The organism is Methylobacterium sp. Leaf108 (genome assembly GCF_001423265.1).
In the GTDB taxonomy this organism is placed as follows: domain Bacteria; phylum Pseudomonadota; class Alphaproteobacteria; order Rhizobiales; family Beijerinckiaceae; genus Methylobacterium.
Genome location: NZ_LMND01000035.1, coordinates 280302 through 302126 on the forward strand (window position 1 = coordinate 280302; position 21825 = coordinate 302126).

The 21825-nt window shown below is 71.3% G+C and carries 21 protein-coding genes; 8 read left to right on the plus strand and 13 right to left on the minus strand.

Features of this window, described 5'->3' with window-relative positions; genetic code table 11:
• Positions 1 to 192: 192 nt before the first annotated feature.
• Both ASF39_RS19965 and ASF39_RS19970 read right to left on the minus strand, forming a co-directional pair.
• Positions 193 to 624, minus strand: coding sequence for a hypothetical protein (locus tag ASF39_RS19965; protein ID WP_055881991.1), 432 nt, complete (start codon positions 622 to 624; stop codon positions 193 to 195).
• A gap of 192 nt (positions 625 to 816) precedes the next feature.
• On the minus strand, positions 817 to 1914 hold the full coding sequence (locus tag ASF39_RS19970) for a replication protein RepA (protein WP_056287120.1): 1098 nt from the start codon (positions 1912 to 1914) through the stop codon (positions 817 to 819).
• Positions 1915 to 2690: 776 nt separating this feature from the next.
• On the opposite strand from ASF39_RS19970, the gene mazG reads away from it, so the two are divergent.
• Positions 2691 to 3551: a nucleoside triphosphate pyrophosphohydrolase gene (gene mazG / locus ASF39_RS19975; RefSeq protein WP_056287123.1), complete on the plus strand. Its 861-nt coding sequence runs from the start codon at positions 2691 to 2693 to the stop codon at positions 3549 to 3551.
• Between the two features lie 205 nt (positions 3552 to 3756).
• Here the strand turns inward: mazG and ASF39_RS19980 are convergent, their stop codons facing one another.
• The 4 genes from ASF39_RS19980 to pabB are packed head-to-tail and all read right to left on the minus strand — an operon-like array spanning position 3757 to position 7078.
• Complete coding sequence (locus tag ASF39_RS19980; RefSeq protein ID WP_244472487.1) at positions 3757 to 4200, minus strand: DoxX family protein; 444 nt, start codon at positions 4198 to 4200, stop codon at positions 3757 to 3759.
• 29 nt (positions 4201 to 4229) lie between these two features.
• Positions 4230 to 5075 carry an aminotransferase class IV gene (locus ASF39_RS19985; protein WP_056287125.1) on the minus strand — a complete coding sequence of 282 codons (846 nt, stop codon included), beginning with the start codon at positions 5073 to 5075 and terminating at the stop codon, positions 4230 to 4232.
• A gap of 3 nt (positions 5076 to 5078) precedes the next feature.
• Positions 5079 to 5678 carry an aminodeoxychorismate/anthranilate synthase component II gene (locus ASF39_RS19990; protein WP_056287128.1) on the minus strand — a complete coding sequence of 200 codons (600 nt, stop codon included), beginning with the start codon at positions 5676 to 5678 and terminating at the stop codon, positions 5079 to 5081.
• The gene (gene pabB / locus ASF39_RS19995; RefSeq protein WP_200938255.1) at positions 5675 to 7078 is read right to left on the minus strand and encodes an aminodeoxychorismate synthase component I; all 1404 of its coding nucleotides are present in this window, start codon (positions 7076 to 7078) and stop codon (positions 5675 to 5677) included. Before pabB ends, ASF39_RS19990 begins: the two co-directional genes overlap by 4 nt.
• 313 nt (positions 7079 to 7391) lie before the next feature.
• On the opposite strand from pabB, the gene rimO reads away from it, so the two are divergent.
• Entirely contained in the window at positions 7392 to 8732 is a 1341-nt protein-coding gene (rimO, locus tag ASF39_RS20000; RefSeq protein WP_055882009.1) for a 30S ribosomal protein S12 methylthiotransferase RimO, read from the plus strand.
• Positions 8733 to 8809: 77 nt separating this feature from the next.
• Here rimO and ASF39_RS20885 read toward each other — a convergent pair whose 3' ends face one another.
• The 4 genes from ASF39_RS20885 to ASF39_RS20015 form a co-directional block, all read right to left on the minus strand.
• The gene (locus ASF39_RS20885) at positions 8810 to 8995 is read right to left on the minus strand and encodes a DUF3606 domain-containing protein (RefSeq protein WP_082494710.1); all 186 of its coding nucleotides are present in this window, start codon (positions 8993 to 8995) and stop codon (positions 8810 to 8812) included.
• A gap of 80 nt (positions 8996 to 9075) precedes the next feature.
• Positions 9076 to 9708, minus strand: coding sequence for a bifunctional nicotinamidase/pyrazinamidase (gene pncA, locus ASF39_RS20005; RefSeq protein WP_056287130.1), 633 nt, complete (start codon positions 9706 to 9708; stop codon positions 9076 to 9078).
• A 47-nt stretch (positions 9709 to 9755) separates the two neighbouring features.
• A complete protein-coding gene (locus ASF39_RS20010) occupies positions 9756 to 10730 on the minus strand; it encodes a quinone oxidoreductase (protein ID WP_056287133.1) in 975 nt (324 codons plus the stop codon).
• Positions 10731 to 10833: 103 nt separating this feature from the next.
• A complete protein-coding gene (locus ASF39_RS20015; protein ID WP_056287137.1) occupies positions 10834 to 12225 on the minus strand; it encodes a GntP family permease in 1392 nt (463 codons plus the stop codon).
• A gap of 278 nt (positions 12226 to 12503) precedes the next feature.
• Here ASF39_RS20015 and ASF39_RS20020 point away from each other — a divergent pair, with 278 nt between their 5' ends.
• Positions 12504 to 13715: an FAD-dependent monooxygenase gene (locus ASF39_RS20020; protein ID WP_056287140.1), complete on the plus strand. Its 1212-nt coding sequence runs from the start codon at positions 12504 to 12506 to the stop codon at positions 13713 to 13715.
• Here ASF39_RS20020 and ASF39_RS20025 read toward each other — a convergent pair whose 3' ends face one another.
• A complete protein-coding gene (locus ASF39_RS20025; RefSeq protein WP_082494711.1) occupies positions 13716 to 14987 on the minus strand; it encodes a patatin-like phospholipase family protein in 1272 nt (423 codons plus the stop codon).
• A gap of 213 nt (positions 14988 to 15200) precedes the next feature.
• Here ASF39_RS20025 and ASF39_RS20030 point away from each other — a divergent pair, with 213 nt between their 5' ends.
• On the plus strand, positions 15201 to 16253 hold the full coding sequence (locus ASF39_RS20030; protein WP_055882025.1) for a CoA ester lyase: 1053 nt from the start codon (positions 15201 to 15203) through the stop codon (positions 16251 to 16253).
• 82 nt (positions 16254 to 16335) lie between these two features.
• Positions 16336 to 16674, plus strand: coding sequence for a heat shock protein HspQ (hspQ, locus tag ASF39_RS20035; RefSeq protein WP_055882102.1), 339 nt, complete (start codon positions 16336 to 16338; stop codon positions 16672 to 16674).
• Between the two features lie 174 nt (positions 16675 to 16848).
• On the opposite strand, the gene ASF39_RS20040 is transcribed toward hspQ, so the two are convergent.
• Positions 16849 to 17631: an invasion associated locus B family protein gene (locus ASF39_RS20040; RefSeq protein WP_056287142.1), complete on the minus strand. Its 783-nt coding sequence runs from the start codon at positions 17629 to 17631 to the stop codon at positions 16849 to 16851.
• Positions 17632 to 17981: 350 nt separating this feature from the next.
• Between ASF39_RS20040 and ASF39_RS20045 the strand changes: the two genes are divergently transcribed.
• Complete coding sequence (locus ASF39_RS20045) at positions 17982 to 19367, plus strand: class I adenylate-forming enzyme family protein (RefSeq protein ID WP_244472488.1); 1386 nt, start codon at positions 17982 to 17984, stop codon at positions 19365 to 19367.
• A gap of 290 nt (positions 19368 to 19657) precedes the next feature.
• A complete protein-coding gene (locus ASF39_RS20050; RefSeq protein ID WP_055882030.1) occupies positions 19658 to 20002 on the plus strand; it encodes a hypothetical protein in 345 nt (114 codons plus the stop codon).
• A gap of 105 nt (positions 20003 to 20107) precedes the next feature.
• Here the strand turns inward: ASF39_RS20050 and ASF39_RS21595 are convergent, their stop codons facing one another.
• Positions 20108 to 20245 carry a hypothetical protein gene (locus tag ASF39_RS21595; protein ID WP_156387570.1) on the minus strand — a complete coding sequence of 46 codons (138 nt, stop codon included), beginning with the start codon at positions 20243 to 20245 and terminating at the stop codon, positions 20108 to 20110.
• A 261-nt stretch (positions 20246 to 20506) separates the two neighbouring features.
• Between ASF39_RS21595 and purD the strand changes: the two genes are divergently transcribed.
• Complete coding sequence (gene purD / locus ASF39_RS20055) at positions 20507 to 21790, plus strand: phosphoribosylamine--glycine ligase (protein WP_056287145.1); 1284 nt, start codon at positions 20507 to 20509, stop codon at positions 21788 to 21790.
• Positions 21791 to 21825: the final 35 nt, after the last annotated feature.

The window sequence follows — 21825 nt, forward strand, 5'->3', positions numbered from 1 at the left end:
TCGCCCCACCGATGGTTTCGGGTCGCTTCATCGCTCTGGCCCTCGGCCGGATCCCCCCTCGGCAGGGGTTCCGGGCGGGCGGCAAGGGCCGGTGCGGTGGGCCGGATCGGTGCATCACCGTGACGGCGGGCCCCCCGGCGAACCGCAGTTCGTCGTGCCCTCGCCCCTTCGGCCAAGTCTTTGGCCAAGCTTTCAGGCCAAGTCATAGACGGCGTCGCCGAGGCGCCGGAACGGGCCGCCGGGATTCGAGCGCTTCCACAGGCGGGTGTTGAGGGCGGCCACCGGATCGGGGCCCGGCACCGTGACGCCGGCGGCAGCGAGGCCGGCGACGAGTTCCCCCGCATGCAGCGGCCGGCCCGCCTCGCGTAGGAGCGCGACGCAGGCAGCGACGATCGCCCGGCCCCGGCGCCGGGCCTCGGAACGGGACGCGTCGTCGCCGGCATCGAACCCGTCCGGCGCCATGGCCCGATCCGACGCCGGTTCGGGGAGTGACGCGGCCGGCCGGAGGCGGTGGCCGAGGTCGAGGAACGCCAAGCAGTCGGCGATCTCCCGGTCGAGGGCGTCGCGGCGGCGTCGCAGCGCCTCGAGGTGGGCCTGCGCTTGCGCCTGGGTCGGAAATTCCATGGGCGAGATCCGGATCTGCCCGCCGTTCCTAGCGCAAGCAACGGATTATTCCAACACCTCAGATTGGAATATCGGGTCTCGCCGGTCTCGTACCGTCTCCGGTCGATCACGACGCGATGCGGGCCTGGGCTTCGCACGGGCACCGCGCGGGCTTGCCGATGGGGTTCCCGCTTTCATCGAGCGGCCGCCGTATCAGGCGGCGGTCGCGCGGCTGGCCCTGGCCGGCCGGCCGCTGCGCGGTGGGATCAGGAGGGTGGAGGCGTCCGCGGGCTTGAGCAACATGCCGGTGTCGTCGAGGGTGATGGGGAGCTTGGGGAACACCTCGCACAGGTGCGCGAAATCGGCCTTGAAGGCCTGGCGGAAGCTGCGGATGCTGGCGTTGTCGGCCCCGAACTGCCCGTGCAGGTTCGTCCAGGTGAGGCGCAAGGGGCGCTGCAGGGCCCGCAGGCGGTAGCCGACCCAGAACAGCAGGTCGAGCTTGCGCGCCGAGCCCGAGAACGCCCGCGCCGCCCGGATGTCGACGGGCAGGGCGTGCTGGATCAGGTTGTCGTAGAAGTCCTGGTGGAACTGCACGGTCTTGGACCAGACGTGCCCCTCCCCGCCCTGGGGCAGCCACAGGGCCAGTTGCCGGAACGGCGGCACGTTGAGAGTGCGGGCGGTGTCGCCGCCGTCCCACAGGCCGATCTGCATGGTGCAGGCGGCGAGCCGGTTGAGCTGTTCCTTGAACTGGCGGATCGTGCCGCGCTCGCCCCCGGTGACGGCGAACCCCATCTCCTTCATGAAGCCCGACAGGCTGTCGGCCACGGCGATGGTGGGGCTGCGCTGGCGCACCGCCTCGGTGCACAGATGCAGGAGGACGAGGCGGGCCTTGGGGCCGTAGGGCAGGCCCTGCGGCTCCATCTCGCCGTTGGCCGGGTTCTTGAGCCGCCCGGCGAGCAGGCTGAGGGAGTTGCGGCCGTAGTCCCGGAAGAACTCGCGTGCCGAGCCCGGATCGCGGTAGGGCAGGCCGCACAGGGCGAGCACACTGTGGATGTGCTGCAGGTTCTCGGGCGCCGTCGGCTCGTTCTCGATCACCTCGCGCACGGCGTCGCGCCGGCGCTGGTCGCGGGCCATGTCGAGGCGCCGTCCGGTGAGTGCCTGGCGCGAGGCGGCCTCGGCGTCCCTGGCGAGCTGGCGGTGCAGCACGTGCTCGACGATGGTGGCGAACAGGAAGCCGCCGCGCGCGCCCTCGATCTCGGCCAGGAGATCGAGATCGCGGATCCGGGCCAGCTTCTCCTCGATCCCCGACACGCCCCCTCCCCGACTTCGTCCCGCCGCAGCGCCGATCGTCGTGCATGGCACGATTGGGCGCAGGAGAGTCGCACCGGCCTGCGGTTTCCTCGCGAAATCCCCGTTACCCACGGATTCACGCCGGCTCGGCCGGCGTCTTGGCACGGCACGCACGCCGGCTCGGCCGGCGTCTTGGCACGGCCTGACGGCATGCGCCGCACGGGCCGGCGATCAGTGGTCGCACCGGGGTATCCGTGCGACGGCGTCCCGAGGCGGACAGGACGCCGCTCCGCGCCGCGATCGGCCGACGCAGAGTTCGATACGGGGGCGGATGCGGGATCTGTCCCCATAGTTCACCGGCCGAGCCCGCCATCCCCGCCGAATCCCATACGCAGCTACGCAGATCTCGATACGCGAGCCCCACGATGCCACGCAGATCTGGATACGGACCACCGCAGAGTCGGATGCGGAGTCGCGCAGAGTTCGATACCGAAACATCGCTCAACCCTCTGTCGTGACGAGATTTTTTCCGGCCTCCTATAACTTGCCGAAAAGACTCTCTGAGAATCCTTCCTGATAACTTTCCTAGTACCGGACGGGATCGTTCGTCGAAACGAACAGCCTCCCAAAGACGATGTCTTGGACGTTGTCAGAGCGCCGTCCACTGTCCGTCTCCAGAGGCCGAGACCGGTGACAGAACGACCGGGATTTCTTAACCCCATGGTCACCTGTCGCTCCGACGGCCGACGCAGGCGCCAGTCCGGCAGGATCGTCTCTCTCCAATCCCGGGATCGTTCATGAGCGCACAGGCGACACAGGCGGCGATCGATCGCCTGATCGGGTTGATGGCGACCCTGCGCGATCCGGATTTCGGCTGTGCCTGGGACCTCGCCCAGACCCCCGCCAGCATCGTCCCCTTCACCATCGAGGAGGCCTACGAGGTCGCCGACGCGGTGGAGCGGGGGCGTCCGTCAGACCTGCGCGACGAGCTCGGCGACCTGCTGCTCCAGGTCGTGTTCCAGGCGCGCCTGGCCGAGGAGACCGGCGCCTTCGATTTCGGCGATGTCGTCGCTGCCATCACTGCCAAGCTGATCCGCCGGCATCCGCACGTGTTCGAGCCCGACGGCCGCGTGCTCGAGGATGGGGGCCGGCCGACCGATCCGGATGCGGTCGCGGTGCTGTGGAACGCGGTCAAGGCGCGCGAACGCGCCGCCGGGCGGGACACCCCTGGACTCGAGGATGACCCTCGACCCGACCCGGGGCCGTTCGCGGATATCGCCCGCGCCCTCCCCGCCTTGTCGCGGGCGGAGAAGATCTCGCGACGGGCGGCGAGCGTCGGGTTCGACTGGCCCGACCCGGCCGAGGTCGTCGCCAAGGTCCGCGAGGAGATCGACGAGGTCTCGCAGGCCATGGCCGAGGGTGCCCCCGGGGCGATCGCGGAGGAGATCGGCGACCTCCTGTTCTCCGTCGCCAACCTCGCCCGGCACCTGTCGATCGATCCGGAGGAAGCGCTGCGGCGCGGCAACGCCAAGTTCGAGCGCCGCTTCACGGCGATGGCCACCCGCCTCGACCGGGACGGAACCCCCCTCGCGAAAAGCGATCTCGCCGCGATGGAGGCGGCCTGGCAGGCGGTGAAGCGAGACGAACGGAAGGAATAGGAATATTCCTTTTTATTCCAAGAATGCCGAGCATATTCCTCCGACGTCGACGTCATTCTGAGGCGCCGCGACGGCGGCCTCGAAGGAGGGGGCGAGGGAGGCATCTCGGAGCCGTCCGGAACCCTCCTTCGAGGCTCGTTGCCGCCGCAAGGAGCGCTTCGGGATGAGGGGGACCGGGCACGGGCGAAGATCGCCCACGACCGGATCACCCCTGCCTCTTCCTTTCCCCGTTCGTCCGCACCCGCCACGGCCAGCGCGTCCAGCCGGTGGCGTAGAGGGCCCACCAGACGATGACCGGCTGCATGGCCAGGCGCGGCCCGTGGTACCACCAGCTCTGCGGCAGGCCCGGCACCGCGATGCCTTCCAGGGCGTGCTTGATGTTGGCCGGGAACACCGCGACGGCATAGAGCGCCAGCATCAGGCCGGCGGTCCGGCGCAGGCGCGGCACCAGCAGGCCGATGCAGCCGGCGAGCTCGTACCACCCGGTCAGGACGACGACGAGGCGGGGCCGCGGCACCCACTCCGGCATGATCGGCAGGAAGGCGTCGGGGGCCGTGAGGTGGACCAGGCCGATGCCGCCGAAGACGATGATCAGCGCCGCCCGCATCCAGGCGGGTCCGGAGGGGGGCGGGGCCGAGATTGGGGTCATGACCGGGTCCATGATCGGGGCCATGCCGGTCACGGAATCCCCGACACACCGCAGGCGCCCGTGACGTCGCGGCGCACCGCCTGCGTCAACCGCGCCACGACGGGGTGATCGACCGACGGAATATTCCAAATTCCGATGGCGGAGACGGGGGCGATCAGGCGCAGGGAATTGGTGAGGACGACCGCATCGGCGTCGGCATAGGCGCTCAGCGGCTGCGCGGTCTCCTCTACCCTCAGGCCGCACTCCGCCGCGTGGAGAAGGATGCGGCTGCGCATGATGCCGTCGAGCGCGCCGTCGCGCAGGGGCGGCGTGACGAGGCACTCGCCCTTCAGGGCGAAGAGGTTGCCGGTGCCCGCGCAGGCGACGGCGCCGCGGGTGTTGAGGAACAGGGCCTCGTCGAACCCGGCCTGCGCGGCGTCGCGGGCGGCGAGCACCGCGTCGAGGTAGCCGAGGGTCTTGAGGCGGGAACAGACCGAGGTCTCGTTGCGGCGGGTCTCCACCGGCAGCAGGCTCAACGGCGCGAAGGCCATCCCCGGGCGCAAGGGGGCGGCGCTGGCCCAGAGCGCGGGGCGCGCGTCCGGCGGGGGGGCGAGCCCGCGCGGGCCGGTGCCGCGGGTGAGCGTGGTGCGGATCGCCGCCTGCGGGCAGGCGGCCGCCAGCGCGCGCATCGCCGTCTCGACGGTCGGGCGCGGGACGGCAAAGCCGAGGTGTGCGGCCGCCGCCACGAGGCGGGTGACGTGCTCGGCCTCGAAGGCGATCCGGCCGCCGAGGCAGAGCGCGGTGTCGAACACCCCGTCGCCCAGCGTCAGGCCGCGGTCGGACAGGTCGAAGGGGACGGTGGCGCCCTCGACGAGGCGGCCCTCGAACCAGAGCACGGCTCAGCCTTTCGCGTGGCCCTCGCGCCAGTCGCGGGCGAGGCCGAGGAAGTTGGAGAACAGGTCGTGGCCGTGCTCGGTGAGCACGGATTCCGGATGGAACTGCACCCCCCAGGTCGGATGGCTGCGGTGGCTGAGCGCCATCACCTCCCCGTCCGTGGAGACGGCGTCGACGGCGAGAACCTGCGCCATGGCGTCCGAGGGCGCCACGATCAGCGAATGGTAGCGCCCCACCGTCATCGGGTCGGGCAGGCCGGCGAACAGGCCCCGCCCGTCGTGGCGGATCGGCGTGCCCTGCCCGTGCAGCGGCCGCCCTGCCCGCTCCACCCGGCCGCCGAAGACGGCGCCGATCGCCTGGTGGCCGAGGCAGACGCCGAGGATCGGGATCTCCCCCGAGAGGTCGCGGATCGCGGGCACCGAGATGCCGGCCTGCGCCGGGGTGCACGGCCCCGGCGAGATCACCAGGGCGTCGGGGCCGAGCGCCCGGATGCCGGACACGTCGAGGGCGTCGTTGCGCACCACGCGCACCGTCTCCCCGAGTTCCTCGAGGTAGCGCACCACGTTGAAGACGAAGGAATCGTAGTTGTCGACGACGAGGATCATGCCGCCTCCGGGTCGTCGAAGGCCTCGAACACGCGGGCGGCCTTGGTCAGGGTCTCCTCGTATTCGGCCGCCGGGTCCGAGAGCAGGGTGACGCCGCCCCCCGACTGCAGCACCGCCCTTCCCCCGTCCATGAAGACGGTGCGGATGGCGATGGCGGTGTCGAGCGAGCCGTCGAAGCCGATGGCGCCGATGGCGCCGCAGTAGAGTTCGCGGGCATCGCCCTCGATCTCGGTGATGATGTCCATCGCCCTGAGCTTGGGCGCGCCGGTGATCGAGCCGCCGGGGAAGGTGGCGCCGAGGAGATCGAGGGCGTCGGCGCCGGCCCTGAGGGTGCCGGTGACCACCGAGACGAGGTGATGCACCGAGGCGTAGGATTCGAGGCCGCACAGGGTCGGCACCGTCACGCTGTGCGGCTCGCAGATCCGCGAGAGGTCGTTGCGCAGGAGGTCGACGATCATGATGTTCTCGGCCCGCTCCTTGGGGTCGGCCTGCAGGGCCTCGCCGCGCCGGCGGTCCTCGTCCGGGTCGGCGACGCGCCGGACCGTGCCCTTGATCGGCCGGGTCTCGACGCTGCGGCCGTCGAGCTTGAGGAAGCGTTCGGGGCTGCTGGAGGCCACCGTCAGGCCGTCGAAGGCCAGGTAGGCGCCGAATGTCGCCGGGTTGGTGGCGCGCAGGCGCCGGTACAGGGCGAAGCCGTCGAAGCCCGGCGGCAGCGCCGCCTCGAAGCGCTGGGCGAGGTTGGCCTGGTAGATGTCGCCGGCCCGGATGTAGTCGCGCACCCGTTCCACCGCCGCCTCGTAGGCGGAGCGCGAAAAATTCGAGGTCCAGGCGAGCGGGACGGCGGGGCCGGCGGCCGGCGGCGGGCCGGCCTTCTCCAGCAGGGCCGCGAAGGCGTCGAGCCGCGCCGCGGCGCGCGCCTTCCGCCCGGCCGGCGTCGTCTCGGGAAAGCCCGTGGCCACGAGCCGGCAGCGCCCGGTCTCGTGGTCGATCGACAACAGCGTGTCGTAGAGATTGAGGGCGATGTCGTCGCACAGGCCGGCCCGCCGGGCCGGAACGGCGGCGGGTTCGAGGGTGCGCCCGAAGTCGTAGGCGATGTAACCGATGGCCCCCCCCGGGAAGGCGGGCAGCCCCGGCTCCGGCGCGACGCGGTAGGGGGCGAGGCAGGCGCGCAGGGCCGAGAGCGGCGGGCCGTCGAGGGGCCGGCCGTCGAGGCTCGCCCGGCCCCCGCTGCAGCGGAACCGCCCGAACGGATCGGCGGCAACGATCGAGCGGCGCCCGAGGGTCTCGTGCGTCATTGCGCTGTCGAGGAAGGCGAGCCCCGGCAGCTGCGACAGCGCCAGGGCCGCCGCGACGGGATCGAGGGACGGGAGGTCTCGAATCCAGATGTCTTGGGTCCACATGGGCGGGTCGGGCTGGACTCTTGCTGTCTGACGAGCGGCCTTAGGCCGGGCCGATGGCCGTGGGAGCCCTTATGCACCCTTTGTGCTGGGGGCGCCGCTGCGAAATCGTCCGGGCCGGCGCGGACGGACGACCGGGGGGAGCCCCCCACCCGCCGCCGCGGCCGCGGCCAAGCTCCTGTCCGGTCATGACAAAGCGGGCCAGGCTCGCAAGATCGGACGGATGGCGCTATAGACCCTGCATCCAAATCCCGCACCCGTGCGATCGCCCCGGCCAAGCCCTTGGCGCCGATCGCGCCGTGCCCGACGAGCCATCATGACCGCATCCGTCCTGCCCACGCTCAAAGGCGCGGCCCCGAAGATCTCCTTCGTCTCCCTCGGTTGCCCGAAGGCGCTGGTGGATTCCGAGCGTATCCTCACGCACCTGCGCGCCGAGGGCTACGAGCTCTCCCGCCGCCACGACGGCGCCGACGTCGTCATCGTCAACACCTGCGGCTTCCTCGATTCGGCGAAGGCCGAGTCGCTGGCCGCGATCGGCGAGGCCATGGCCGAAAACGGCCGGGTCATCGTCACCGGCTGCATGGGCGCGCAGCCCGAGGAGATCCGGGCGAAGTATCCGAACCTTCTCGCCGTCACCGGCCCGCAGGCCTACGAATCGGTGGTGGCGGCCGTCCACGAGGCGGTGCCCCCGGCCCACGACCCGTTCTTCGACCTGGTGCCGCCGCAAGGGGTGAAGCTGACGCCGCGCCACTACGCCTACCTGAAGATTTCCGAGGGCTGCAACAACCGCTGCACCTTCTGCATCATCCCGAGCTTGCGCGGCGACCTCGTCAGCCGTCCGGCCGGCGACGTGCTGCGCGAGGCAGAGAAGCTGGTCAAGGCCGGCGTCAAGGAACTGCTGGTGGTCTCGCAGGACACCTCCGCCTACGGCGTCGACATCCGCTACGCCGCGAGCCCATGGCGGGACCGCGAGGTGCGGGCCAAATTCGCGGACCTGGCCGGCGAACTCGGGCAGCTCGGCGCCTGGGTCCGGCTCCACTACGTCTACCCCTACCCGCATGTGGACGAGGTCATCCCGCTCATGGCCGAGGGGCGTGTGCTCCCCTACCTCGACATGCCGCTCCAGCACGCGTCTCCCAGCGTGCTCAAGCGCATGCGCCGGCCCGGCAACCAGGAGCGCCAGTTGGAGCGCATCCGGCGCTGGCGCGAGGTCTGCCCGGATCTCGCCATCCGCTCGACCTTCATCGTCGGCTTTCCCGGCGAGACCGACGCTGAGTTCGAGGAGCTTCTGGCCTGGATCCGCGAAGCCAAGCTCGAGCGCGTCGGCTGCTTCGAGTTCGAGCCGGTGGGCGGCGCGGTGGCCAACGGGCTCGGCGATCCGGTCCCGCCGGAACTGAAGGCCGAGCGCAAGCGCCGGTTCATGGAGGCGCAGCAGGTGGTGTCGCTGCGCCTGCAGAAGGCCCGCATCGGCAAGCGCCTGCCCGTCATCATCGACGAGGCCGGCCCCGGCCTCGCCAAGGGCCGCTCGAAATACGACGCCCCCGAGATCGACGGCGCCGTCCACGTCACGAGCCGCCGACCGCTACGGGTCGGCGACATCGTCACCGTGAAGATCGAGCGGGCGGATGCCTACGATCTGTATGGGAGTGCGGTGTAGCGTTTGGACGCCTCAAGTCCGGAACCGGCCATGCCGTGGCCCCGGACTTGAAAGGCTGTCGGTCGCTCGTGCGGCCGCTACGGAACCGGTTTGCCCAGATGGCGAGCCACGTCCTTCACCATAGGACCGACCGCCTTTACGGCCGCCCGTAGTTGCGCTTCGGTGACGCCAAATTCCTTGCACCACCAGGTTACTTCCCAGGATTCGTTGACGTTGATGCGCTGCCGGTCGGGAGGGCCGCGCTGATCGAGATCATCAGCCATGTTTCATACCTCAAGTTGACTTTAGTGATATCGTAAACCTGAGGTGTATTTCAAGGGCGTCTGGATCGAGCGGAATTTCCTTATCCGCTTGCAATCTTCCCGCTCTCGATCCGCTCAACCCCCGCCGCCGTCATCTCACCCCACGCCCGCGCCACCGAGCCGTCGCGGTCGATCCCGCGCACGGCGTCCTCCACCACCGCCACCGCGAACCCCGCCGCCCGCGCGTCGAGCGCGCTCCAGGCGACGCAGTAGTCGGTGGCGAGCCCGCACAGCACCAATCGCGAAAACCCGCGCTCGCGCAGGGCGCCGGCGAGCCCCGTGGGGGTGCGCCGGTCGGCCTCGAGGAAGGCCGAGTAACTGTCGACATCGGGGTGGTGGCCCTTGCGGATCACCAGTTCGGCCCGGTCGGTCCTGAGATCCCGGTGGAACGCCGCCCCGGCCGATCCCCGCACGCAATGGTCCGGCCACAGCACCTGGGTGCCGTAGGGGAGCGCCACCGCCTCGAAGGCTGCCCGGCCGGGATGGCTGGAGGCGAAGGAGACGTGGCCGGCCGGGTGCCAGTCCTGTGTCAGGACCACGTGGGGGGCCGCCCCGATCAGCCAGTTGATCGGGGCGATCACCGCGTCGCCGTCCGGCACGGCGAGAGCCCCGCCGGGCAGGAAATCCACCTGCACGTCGATGACGAGGAGGAGGTCTGTGCCGGTCCAGGCCATGGTTTGCGGACTCTCGGCGTGCGGGTTCTCGGCGTGCGGGCTTTCGGTCAGGGGATCATCACCGTGGCCCCGGTGGTCTTGCGGCCGGCCAGATCCCGGTGGACCTGCTGGGCTTCGGCGAGCGGCGCCTGGGAATGGACCGGAATCTTCACGGCGCCGTTGCCCACCACCGAGAACAGGTTGGCGGCCATGGAATCGAGCACGTCGCGGTGGCTCGAATAGGCGAACAGCGAGGGCCGGGTGGCGTAGAGGCAGCCCTTGGTGTTGAGCAGCGCGATGTCGAAGGGCGGGATCGGCCCCGAGGCCGAGCCGAAGCTCGCGAACAGGCCGAGCGGGCTGATGCAGTCCAGCGAGGCCGGGAAGGTGTCCTTGCCGACGCCGTCGTAGACCACCGGCACGCCCTTGCCCTTGGTGATCTCCTTCACCTTGGCGGCGAAATCCTCGTCCCGGTAGAGGATGACGTGGTCGCAGCCGTTGGCGCGGGCGAGCTCCGCCTTCTCGGCCGAGCCGACGGTGCCGATGACGGTGGCGCCGAGGTGCTTGGCCCATTGGCAGGCGATGAGACCGACGCCGCCGGCGGCGGCGTGGAACAGGATCGTGTCGCCGGCCTTCACCTTGTAGGTCCGGTGCAGCAGGTACTCGGCGGTGAGGCCTTTCAGCATCATCGCGGCGGCGGTGACGTCGTCGACCCGCTCGGAGAGATGCACGGCCGCGCTCGCCTCGATCACCACCTCCTCGGCATAGGTGTTGGCGGCCGAGCCGTAGGCGACGCGCTCGCCGACCCGGAAACCGGTGACGCCCTCCCCGAGCGAGACGATGACGCCCGCGCCCTCCTTGCCGGGGGTGAAGGGCAGGGCGGCGGCCTTGTAGGCGCCCGAGCGGAAGTAGATGTCGATGAAGTTGACGCCGATGGCGGTCTGCCGGACCCGGACCTGGCCGGGACCCGGCTTGGGCAGCGTCACCTCCTCCAGCCGCATCACCTCGGGGCCGCCGTATTCGTGAACCCGGATCGCCTTGGTCATGGTCGCTTGCTCCTCGGTGCTGGTGAGCGCTCATATAGGGCGTGGGCGCGGGGACAAGGCGGGCGGTGTGGTTCGTGGGTTCGCAACCGACGCTCCCCTCGCCTCACACGATCCCCGTCGCATAAAACACTCCGATCACCACGAACACCGCTACGGTTTTCAGCATCGTGATCGCGAAAATGTCGGCATAGGCCTGGCGGTGGGTGAGGCCGGTCACCGCGAGCAGGGTGATGACGGCGCCGTTGTGGGGCAGGGTGTCCATGCCGCCGCTGGCCATGGCGGCTACCCGATGGAGCACCTCCATCGGGATCTGCGCGGTCTGCGCCGCCGTGACGAAGGTGGCGGACATGGCGGCCAGCGCGATGCTCAGGCCCCCCGAGGCCGAGCCGGTGATGCCGGCAAGTGCGGTCACCGTCACCGCCTCGTTGATCAGCGGGTCGGGGATGGCGGAGAGCGCCTCGCGGATGGCGAGGAAGCCCGGCAGGGCCGCGATGACGGCCCCGAACCCGTATTCGGAGGCGGTGTTGAGGGCGGCCAGCAGAGAGCCCGCCACCGCCGCCTTGCTGCCCTGCGCGAAGCCTGAGGCCACCGGCTTCCAGGCGAAGGCGAACACCGTGGCGATCCCGAGGAGCAGCGCCAGTTCCACCGCCCAGATCGCGGTGACCTGGGTGGTGGTCGTCACGATCGGCTTGTCGAGGCCCGCCAGCGTGGTCTCGACCGTGGGGCCGTAGAGGCGCGGGATCAGCGCGGTGAAGGCGAGGTTGGACAGGCCCACGACGACGAGCGGCAGGAGCGCGACGGCCGGATGCGCCAGGGACTCGTCGGCGAGGGCGGCCGGCTCGTTGGCGTGGCCGCTGCCGTAGCCTTCGCCCGAGCGCCGGGCGGAGGCGATGCGTCGGTCGAGATAGAGGACGCCCAGCGTCAGGATGAAGGCGGCGCCGATCAGCCCGAGCCAGGGCGCGGCCCAGGTGGTGGTGTTGAAGAAGGTGGTGGGGATGATGTTCTGGATCTGCGGCGTGCCCGGCAGCGCGTCCATGGTGTAGGAAAAGGCGCCCAGGGCGATGGTGCCGGGAATGAGGCGTTTTGGGATGTCGCTGAGCCGAAACGCCTCGACCGCGAACGGATAGACCGCGAACACCACCACGAACAGCGAGACGCCGCCGTAGGTGAGCAGGTTGCACACCAGCACGATCGAGAGCACCGCCCGGCGCGGGCCGACGAGGTCGATCACCGCGGTGACGATGGCGCGCGAAAACCCCGACAGCTCGATGACCTTGCCGAACACCGCGCCGAGCAGGAACACCGGCAGGTAGAGTTTCACGAAGCCGACGAGCTTGTCCATGAACAGCCCGCTGAACACGGGCAGCACCGCGGACGGATCGGTGAGGAGCACCGCGGCCAACGCCGCGACCGGCGCGAACAGGATGACGGAAAAGCCGCGATAGGCCACCAGCATCAGGAACCCGAGGGCCAGGAGCGCGATGGCGAGGTTCACGGGGTTCCCTCCTGCGGCGTCTTCGTCGTGCCGAAGCGTAACGGCGCCTTCCGCCCAGGGTTGCGTCGTGGAAGGCCAGGATGTCGCGCAATCGTGGGGCTTGAAGCGGGCGGGCGATGGCCATCTCTTCGGATAAGGCGTGGCTCTCCTCATCCTTGTGGGGAGACGTCGGAGGCGGGGGTGGCCGGGTGACCCTCCTCCGGAGGCCAGCGGACCCCCCCGCCCTCGATCCCGCCCCGCGAGGGGGGACGCGCGTTCAGGTTGGAGGCTAGAAACCCATGACATCCCCTCCCCGCTTCGAGGCCGCCGTGGTCGGTGCCGGTACGGTCGGCCTGTGTGCCGCCCTGGCGCTGGCGCGCGACGGCGTCGCCACCGCCCTGATCGGGCGGCACGGCGCGGTGGCCGACGGCCGGACCGTCGCCCTCCTCGACGGATCGGTGCGTTTCCTCGACGCGCTCGGCGCCTGGGCGGCGATCGCCCCTCACGCCGCGCCGCTGGCCGAACTCCACATCGTCGACGACACCGGCAGCCTGTTCCGGCCTCCGCCGGCGCGTTTCGTCGCCACCGAGATCGGTCTCGAGGCCTTCGGCTGGAACGTCGAGAGTGCCCGGCTGGTCGCCTCCCTGCGCGACGTGGCGCGGACCGCGGCCAACCTCACCCTGGTCGAGGCCGATGCGGCCGACCTCGAGACGGGGGTGGATGCCGCCACCGTGCGCCTGGCCGACGGCAGCGGTATCGCCGCCCGGCTCGTGGTCGCCGCCGACGGCGGACGCTCCGTCATGCGCAGGAGCGCCGGCATCCGGGAACGGACCTGGTCCTATCCCCAGGCGGCGATCACCACGCTGCTGGCCCACGACCGGCCGCACCGGGACGTCTCCACCGAGTTCCACACCCGCCAGGGGCCGTTCACCCTGGTGCCCCTGCCCGGCGGCCATCGCTCCAGCCTCGTCTGGGTGACGGCCGAGATGGCGGCCCGGCGCCTGTCGGAACTCGACGACGACGCCCTGGCCCAGGCGGTCGAGACCCAGGCGCAGGCGATGCTCGGGGCCATGCGCATCGACGGGCCGCGCGGCCTCGTGCCGATGCGCGGCCTCTCCGTGGCGAGCCCGGTGGCCGACCGGCTGGCGCTGGTGGGCGAGGCCGCCCACGTCTTCCCGCCGATCGGGGCACAGGGGCTGAACCTCGGCCTTCGCGATGCGGCGGCGCTGCGCGATGCGGTGCTCGGCGCCCGCTCCGAGGGACGCGATCCCGGCTCGCGCCAGGCGCTCGCGGGCTTTGCCCGCTCGCGCTCCCGCGATGCGCGGCTGCGGACCGCGGCCGTGGACCTCCTCAACCGCAGCCTGCTCACTGGTCTCGTGCCGGTGGACGCCCTGCGGGGCATCGGGCTGATCGCCATGACCTCGATTGCGCCCCTGCGGCGCATCGTGATGCGCGAGGGCGTGCTGCCGCGCATGGGCGCGCCGGCCCTGATGCGGGCCGGCGCGCGCTGATCAGCGAACGGCGATGTCCCGGCGCGGGGCCGTCTCCGGGCGCGGGGAGAGGTCCGGGCGCGGCAGCGGCCGCAGCGAACTTGTGGCGCCGTGTGCCTCCTCTTGCGTGAAGGCGGTGCCGGCCCGCCCCAGGGCGGCGCCGTGGGCGAACAGCGCCCGCATGTAGGCCCCGTCGAAGGGCACCGCGCTCGTCTTCGTGAAGCGGCCGTCGATCTGGGCCACCTTGAGCGCGATGCCCTCGCGGACGGCGAAGGTGCGGGCCACGGCCAGCGCCATGCGGGTCTGGGCCTTGATGGCGGCCGACATCGCGCGCCCGAGCACGCTCAGGGTGCTGCGGCTCGCCATCTGGAAGTCCGGGCTCAGCCGGTTGTTGATCACGAGGTAGACCATCTGCGTCGGCAGCCGCAGGGTGTCGCCCAGCAGGGCCGCCTCCGGCGCGAGGTAGAACGGGGCCATGGTGCCGCCGTCGGCGTGCATGTCCTGGAACGCCTTGCCGTCCTGCCCCCGCTCCTCGATCAGCACCGGCGGAAAAACGCCGGGCACCGCCGCCGAGGCCAGGATGACCGAGCGGAACAGGGCGAGCGCCTTGGGCCCCCCGGCGGTGGCGATGGCGCCCATGTCCCACAGCACCGGGCGCTCGGCGTCCACCGCCGTGGTCGCCACCAGCAGGCGCCTGCCCCTCGCGTGCTCGGCCGCCACGGCCTTGAGGAGGTCGGCCGTCACCGACCGGTCGATCCGCCGCTTGAGCGGCCAGGTGTCGGTGAGCGACATCGGGGTCGCCCCGAACTCGAACACGTCCGCGGCCGAGACCTCCGTGTAGGCCTTGGCCAGCGTCGCGTCCTCGCTGGCGCCCACGAAGGCGAAGGGCGCGATCATCGCGCCGGTACTCACCCCGGTGATCACGCCGAAGGAGGGCCGCTCACCCGAAGCGCTCCAGCCGTTGAGGAGGCCGGCCGCGAAGGCGCCGTTCTCGCCGCCGCCCGACATCACCAGCCAGGGGTCGCTCGCCCGGGAGGCTCCGTCGATCAGGGCCTGGAAAGCGGCGGGATCGTCGCCGGCGATCCGCACGCCGATCAGGCCGTCGGGCTGCGCGGCGGCCGCCTCGCCGGCCGTGAAGGCGACCCTCTCGGCCGGTTTCTGCCGCTCGGCGGGGCCGGCCTCGACCGATGCGCTCGCCGCGAGCGAGAGGGAGCCCGCGATGACCCCGGCCGTGAGCCACGCCGTCCTGCGAGCGCGCCGCGCCGGGGCGGGTCGATTGGTCGATCCGGACATCGCCTGATCCTCGTTCACGCCACCCGCCCTGATTGGCAAAACGCAAGGTCGCAACGGCGGTTCCGGGGCGAGGCGGCCGGCGGCCCCCGCGTGGTTCCCGGTGTGCGAAAACGCATCCGTTCTTTGACCTGGGGGGCGAGCATGAACTAACCGCTGACGGAGGAGGCGGGGGTGCCCGCCGTTCCGATCCCGCCCCACGGAGCCAGAGCCCCGATGAAACTGCCGCGCCGCTTCTTCCAGCCCCTCGCCACCGGTGCGCCGGCACCGTTTCGCGACCTGCCCGTCAAGCTCGAGCGGATGATCCACTTCGTGCCGCCCCACAACGACAAGGTCCGTGCCCGGGTGCCCGAACTCGCGGCCACCGTCGACGTGGTGCTCGGCAACCTCGAGGACGCGGTGCCGGTCGACCAGAAGGAGGCCGCCCGCAAGGGCTTCGTCGCCATGGCGCAGGCCACGGATTTCGCGGCTTCCGGCACCGGCCTGTGGACGCGCATCAACGCCCTGAACAGCCCTTGGATTCTCGACGACCTGTTCGAGATCGTGTCCCAGGTGGGGGATAAGCTCGACGTGGTGATGGTGCCCAAGGTCGAGGGGCCGTGGGACATCCACTACATCGACCAGCTGCTGGCCCAGCTCGAGGCCAAGCACGGCGTCACCAAGCCCATCCTCGTCCATGCCATCCTGGAGACGGCCGAGGGCGTGGCCAACGTCGACGCCATCGCGAGCGCGTCGCCGCGCATGCACGGTATGAGCCTGGGGCCGGCCGATCTCGCGGCCTCGCGCGGCATGAAGACCACCCGCGTCGGCGGCGGGCATCCCGACTACCGGGTCATCGCCGACCCGACCACGGACGGCGCCGCCCGGGCCAGCGCCCAGCAGGACCTATGGCACTACACCATCGCGAAGATGGTCGACGCCTGCATGGCCAACGGCCTCAAGGCGTTCTACGGCCCGTTCGGCGACTTCTCCGACGGCGATGCCTGCGAGGCCCAGTTCCGCAACGCCTTCCTGATGGGCTGCGCCGGAGCCTGGACGCTGCACCCCAACCAGGTCGCCATCGCCAAGCGCGTGTTCGCGCCCGATCCGGCCGAGGTCGCCTTCGCCGTGCGCATCGTCGAGGCGATGCCCGACGGCACCGGCGCGGTGATGCTCGACGGCAAGATGCAGGACGACGCCACCTGGAAGCAGGCCAAGGTCATCGTCGATCTCGCCAAGCTGGTCGCCGAGAAGGACCCGGACCTGGCCAAGACCTACAACCTGGGCTGACGCGCGGCGCCGGACGACGACCTGGTCGCACGATGACAGGACGCGTCCGGCGCCTTATCTGACCTTCATGATCGACACGACGATGACAGCCCCCGCGATGAGAACCGCCAAATTCGGCCTCGGCGCCGTGGTCCGCCACCGCATCTATCCGTTCCGCGGCGTCGTCTTCGACGTCGACCCGGTGTTCGACAACACCGAGGAATGGTGGCTGGCGATCCCCGAGGAGATGCGCCCGCGCAAGGACCAGCCGTTCTACCACCTCTTCGCCGAGAACGCGGAGAGCGAGTACGTCGCCTACGTCTCCGAACAGAACCTCGTGCACGACACCTCCGGCGAGGCCCTGCGCCACACCGGCATCGCCGAGGTGTTCGAGCGGGATGCGAACGGCGGCTACCGAATGCGGGAACGGCAGGCGAATTGATACGGTTCGCCGCTTGGACAAAGCGGGAGCCGTATCACCGAGCCCACGCGGCGCCTGAGTACGGATGGGGCGCCCCTCGATCGAGGCGGGCCTCCGCTATCGGGCATGCCGACACAAGAGAGGCCGGGCGATCCGCCCGGCCTCTCTTTCGTTCACGTTCAAACGTCACGCAGATCAGGGCTTGGGAGCCGCTGCGGGTGCCGGGGCGGCCGTGCCGCCGGCGGCGTTCTGCTGCTCGAGCTTCTTGCGCATGTCGTCGCTGCGCTTCTCGAGCTCGCTCTGGAGCTTCTTCTGCTGCTCCTCGAGCACCTTCGGATCCATCGCCGGGCCGTCGAAGGCCTTGCCGAAGCCGGTGAGCGGCACGGCGAAGGTGACCTCGCGCTGGGTCTGGTTCTGGACGCTGACGTTGAGGAGCGTGCCCTTCTTCATGGCCGCGATCAGCTCGTTGCCGACGCCGCCGGCCTCCGCGAAGCAGCCGTTGGGGAAGCAGACCGCGAACTTGCCGGCGGTGCCCTGCTGGCCGTCGACGGTGAAGCGGATGCCCGGCTGCAGCAGCAGGCCGAGCGGCATGAGGTAGCGCACCACGCGCACCTCCTGCTTCGTCTGCGGGTTCTTCATGTCGTAGACGGCCACCGCCAGCACCGGCTGGCCCTGGTCCGAGACGAAGTCGCGGGTGGTGTAGCAGACGTCGGTGCCGCTGCCCTGGTCCTTGCCGCAGACCTTGGTCCACTCGGTCTGGGAGGGCTCGGACTTCACGTTGATGGTCTGGGGCCCGGTCTGGGCGGCGGGCGTCTGGGCGGCGCCCTGGCCCGGCGGGGGCGCGGTGGGGGCGGGCGCGGTCGGCGCCGCCTTGCCCTTGGGCGCCGGCGCCTGGGCGAGGGCCGGCCCGGCCAGGCCCGCGAGGGCGAGGACGGCGGCGATGCGCAGCGGGCGCGCGGACTGGTTGGCGAAGAACATCAGCTCTGACCCCTCGAGGAGATAGTGAAGCGGCGCGCCGGAGCGCACGATACCGGCTGGCCGGCCGGCCGCCTGTCGCGGCCGATGCGGAACCGGACCACCCTTGCGCCGACGGATGCGCAGCGATGGCTCCGCGCGAATCTGTGGACAGATCGCGCGACTGAACGGGCGGCCTGCTTTCCTTCCGAATGCGGCGAAGACATGACACCGGCGCCGTTCCTGGCCCAGGCGCCGCCTCATGGCAATCACCCACGGCCCTCCGGGACGCCTCCATCGCGAGGCGAGTCCGTTAAGCCCGGCTTAACCCTGACGCGCCATCACGGGGGGAGACTTCCGCGAGCGAGGGACCGGTGTCGGCGCAGCCCGTGATCATCACGACGCCCCGCGACCGTCCCGGTTCGCCGGCTCCGGCCCGGCGGACGCCGATGGCCGGCGAGTCGCCGCCGCGACCCCGCCCCGCCCCCGCCACCCGCGACCCCGCGGCGGAGGCCGTCGCGGCACCGCCGCCCGCTCCCGATCCGGCGCCCGCCGGCCGCCTGGGCCTCTGCGCCCTCCTGGCCGAGACGGCCCACGTCCATCCCCACCGGGTCGCCTTCGTCGATCCGGCCGACAAGCGGGCCTGGAGCGGGCGCGCGCCCATCACCTGGACCTATGCCGCCGCCACCGAGATCGTTTCGCGGCTGGCCAACGGATTGCGGACCTGGCGCCTGCCGAAGGGGAGCCGCATCGGCCTGTCCCTGGCCGGCGGGGCCGAGAGCGCGCTCGCCTATCTCGCCATCGAGGCGGCGGGGCATTGCCCCTGCCTGCTGCCGCCCGGCTGGAGCGAGGACGACCTCGTCGCCGGTGTCCAGGCCGCCGGGATCGCCGCCGTCCTCTGCCAGGCCCGGGCCGGGAACGCGGCGCCGGCCGAGACCATGCGCCGGGTCGCCTTGCGCTACTTCGGCCTGCGCTACCTCGCCGCCTTCGGACCCGACGTGCCCGACGGCGTCATCAGCCTCGACGGGATGGCCCTCGACGGCACCGGCGGCCCCTTCGCCGCGCAGGCCGCCGGCGGCCTCGTCAGCTTCGCCGGCGGCGATCCGGCGAGGCCCGTCCACCGCTCGGGCAACGCCCTTCTCGCCGCCATCGCCCTTCACCGCACCCGGATCGGGATCGCCCCGGGCGAGCGCATCCTCAGCCTGCTGCCGTTCAGCGACCTGCGCGCCGTGGTCACCGGCCTCGGGACGGCGCTCACGGGCGGAGCCGGCCTCGAAACCCTCCCGGTCTTCTCCGCCCTGCCCTTCGCCGAGACGCTGGCGCGGCCGTTGCCGACCCACCTCGTCGCCCCGGCCGGCTTGGAGCGGAACCTCGCCGCCAGCCGGCTGCCCGACACCCTGCGGTCGTGCAGCCTCGTCCACCGGGCGCCGTCCGCCTTCCCGGCCCGCGCCCTGGCCGCGGACGGCGCCCACCCGGTGATCGACGTGGTCGCCTTCGACGAGGTCGCCCTCCTGTCGGGCACTCGCGGCCGCGACGACGTCCTGCGGACCCTGGCCGACCCCGAGAGGTCGCCCCTGCCCGATGCGCTGATCGCGATCCGGGCCGAGGAGGACGGGCGCCTCGCCTTCCGCGGCGAGGCCTGCCGCACCGCACTGCTGCAGCGCGGCAACAGTCCCGAGAAAACCGCCGAGGCTTGGTCGGAAACCCGGTTCCGCGCCACCGTGCGGGCGGGCCGCGCCACTGCTCTGACCCTCGGCTGACCCTCGCCCGATCGTCCGGTCCGCCGCATCCGCGAGAATGGCGCCCAGCCCCCGTGGTGGCCGGCCATCGGCGGCTGTCGCCTGCGGCACCGATGAGAAAACCTGCGTCGCCAGGGTATTGCGTCCGGGCCATCGTGCGTCGGGCGAGAGACGGCGCGCGGTTCAGGCCCCGGTCATCATCGCGGCAGCAATGTGAATTTCGGAGCGTGGCCGGCGAACCGAATGCGGCCATGTGTGTTGTCACACGTATCCCTTTCCAAGGGACCGGCGATGGAATATCCCTGATCCTCATGAGTGCGCTGCAGCAAGTGCTGGTCGTCGATGATGGTCACCGTGCCATCGACCACTCCCTGGCCGGGGATCTGGCCGAACTCGGTTACGCCAGTGTGACGGCGTCCCTCGAGGCGGCGCAGGACGTCCTGGCGGTGATCGCACGTCCCGCTGCGGTCCTTCTCCAGACCTCGTCCCGCCGCGATCCCGCGCACGCCATCCTCGCCGACCGCCTGCGCGACCAGATGCGCCACGCCGGCATCCCCGTCATCGTCGTCGACGAGACCTTCGCCGGCCAGGCGGGCGGCACCATCGATCTGCAAAGCCGCATCGGACCCTACGTCCTCAACGAGCCGGATCTGTAACCGACGCGAACGGATGCGCGTCTCGTCCGGCTGTCGGACCGGAGGCTCGATGCGTCTATCCGAGTCGGATCGTCACCGACCTCAGGAGCGTGACGATGGCGGCAATCAAAACGACATCGCCAGCAGTACGGCGGCCGATATGATCGGCGCGAGGCCGATCACGACGGCCCATGGCCATAGGGAACCGCCCGTCATCCAGCGATTGTCGTTGGCGGCGCGTGGTGGGCCGGTCCAGTCGGTCACGCAGTGGGACAACCGGAAACCATTGCCCTTGCGGGGCACCGTCGAATTCGGGAGGGGACGGCGACATCCTGGCATAGCCGAAATCAACGCGCGCTCGCGGGAAGCGTTCCGTCGCCCGCAGACCGCCGATCGGGCCTCCCTGCCATCGCCGCCGCGACGGTTCCCCGCCGGCGTTTCGATGATAGATGCGATGTCGGGGCGGGACGAGGCCGCGCCGGTGGTGCCGGGACCTCCGAACCGATCGGGAGACCATTCGAGCTCATGAACATCCTATTGATCGGTTCGGGCGGGCGCGAGCACGCCCTGGCCCTGGCCCTGGCCAAGAGCCCGCTGTGCGAGCGCCTGTTCACGGCGCCGGGCAACCCGGGTACCGCCACCGTGGGCGAGAATCGGCCCGGCCTGACCGTGTCCGATCATGCCGCCATCCTCGGCTTCTGCCAAGCCGAGGCCATCGGCCTCGTGGTGATCGGGCCGGAGGTGCCCCTCGTGGCCGGTCTCGTCGACGACCTGAAGGCCGCTGGCATCCGCGCCTTCGGGCCGAGCCGGGCGGCGGCGCGCCTCGAAGGCTCGAAGGGGTTCACGAAGGACCTGTGCGCCGAGCGCGGCATCCCCACGGCCGCCTTCGCCCGGTTCACGCAAGTCGACCCCGCCCTCGCCTATCTCGCCGCGCGCGGCGCTCCGATCGTGGTCAAGGCAGACGGGCTCGCCGCGGGCAAGGGCGTGGTGGTCGCCGAGACGATGGAGCAGGCCCGCGCCGCGGTCCTGGCCATGCTCGCCGACGAAGGCGCCGAGATCGTCATCGAGGAATGCCTGTTCGGGGAGGAGGCGAGCGTCTTCGCCCTGTGCGACGGCACCCGGGCGGTGGCGATCGGCACCGCCCAGGACCACAAGCGTGCGTTCGACGGCGACCGCGGCCCCAACACCGGCGGCATGGGCGCCTATTCTCCCGCCACCGTCCTCACGCCCGCCCTGGAGCGGGAGGTGATGGAGACGATCGTCGCCCCGACGCTGGACGGCATGCGCGACCGCGGCACCCCCTTCGTCGGCATCCTCTACGCCGGGCTGATGCTCACGGCCGAGGGCCCCAAGCTCATCGAGTACAACACCCGCTTCGGCGATCCCGAGGCGCAGGTGCTGATGCCGCGCCTCGCGAGCGACCTCGTGCCGGCCCTGGTGGCCGCCTGCGACGGCGACGTCTCGGGCGTCGAGATCGCCTTCGACCGCCACCGGGCCGCCCTCACGGTGGTGATGGCGGCGGCCGGCTATCCCGGCACGGTGGTGCGGGGCTCGCAGATCCGGGGCGTCGAGGCGCTGCGGGACGATCCCGACGTCGTCGTCTTCCATGCCGGAACCCGCCTGGAGAACGGCCGGCTCCTGGCCGACGGCGGCCGCGTCCTGGCGGTGACGGCGCTGGGCGCCACCATGCTGGAGGCGCAGGCCAGGGCCTATGCCGCCATCGGCCGGATCGATTGGCCGGAGGGGTTCTGCCGCCGCGACATCGGCCGGCGCGCCGTGGCCCGCGAGCTCGCCGGGGACGGGATCTGAGGCCGGCGGCCTCGGCTGCGTCCCGTTCGCCGGGC

Bases quoted from the DNA above. Each gene is read 5' to 3' on its own strand.
- ASF39_RS19965 (WP_055881991.1), bottom strand. From the start codon at position 624: ATGGAATTTCCGACCCAGGCGCAAGCGCAGGCCCACCTCGAGGCGCTG.
- mazG (WP_056287123.1), top strand. From the start codon at position 2,691: ATGAGCGCACAGGCGACACAGGCGGCGATCGATCGCCTGATCGGGTTG.
- ASF39_RS19980 (WP_244472487.1), bottom strand. From the start codon at position 4,200: ATGACCCCAATCTCGGCCCCGCCCCCCTCCGGACCCGCCTGGATGCGG.
- ASF39_RS19990 (WP_056287128.1), bottom strand. From the start codon at position 5,678: ATGATCCTCGTCGTCGACAACTACGATTCCTTCGTCTTCAACGTGGTG.
- pabB (WP_200938255.1), bottom strand. From the start codon at position 7,078: ATGTGGACCCAAGACATCTGGATTCGAGACCTCCCGTCCCTCGATCCC.
- rimO (WP_055882009.1), top strand. From the start codon at position 7,392: ATGACCGCATCCGTCCTGCCCACGCTCAAAGGCGCGGCCCCGAAGATC.
- ASF39_RS20885 (WP_082494710.1), bottom strand. From the start codon at position 8,995: ATGGCTGATGATCTCGATCAGCGCGGCCCTCCCGACCGGCAGCGCATC.
- pncA (WP_056287130.1), bottom strand. From the start codon at position 9,708: ATGGCCTGGACCGGCACAGACCTCCTCCTCGTCATCGACGTGCAGGTG.
- ASF39_RS20010 (WP_056287133.1), bottom strand. From the start codon at position 10,730: ATGACCAAGGCGATCCGGGTTCACGAATACGGCGGCCCCGAGGTGATG.
- ASF39_RS20020 (WP_056287140.1), top strand. From the start codon at position 12,504: ATGACATCCCCTCCCCGCTTCGAGGCCGCCGTGGTCGGTGCCGGTACG.
- ASF39_RS20025 (WP_082494711.1), bottom strand. From the start codon at position 14,987: ATGTCCGGATCGACCAATCGACCCGCCCCGGCGCGGCGCGCTCGCAGG.
- ASF39_RS20030 (WP_055882025.1), top strand. From the start codon at position 15,201: ATGAAACTGCCGCGCCGCTTCTTCCAGCCCCTCGCCACCGGTGCGCCG.
- hspQ (WP_055882102.1), top strand. From the start codon at position 16,336: ATGACAGCCCCCGCGATGAGAACCGCCAAATTCGGCCTCGGCGCCGTG.
- ASF39_RS20040 (WP_056287142.1), bottom strand. From the start codon at position 17,631: ATGTTCTTCGCCAACCAGTCCGCGCGCCCGCTGCGCATCGCCGCCGTC.
- ASF39_RS20050 (WP_055882030.1), top strand. From the start codon at position 19,658: ATGAGTGCGCTGCAGCAAGTGCTGGTCGTCGATGATGGTCACCGTGCC.
- purD (WP_056287145.1), top strand. From the start codon at position 20,507: ATGAACATCCTATTGATCGGTTCGGGCGGGCGCGAGCACGCCCTGGCC.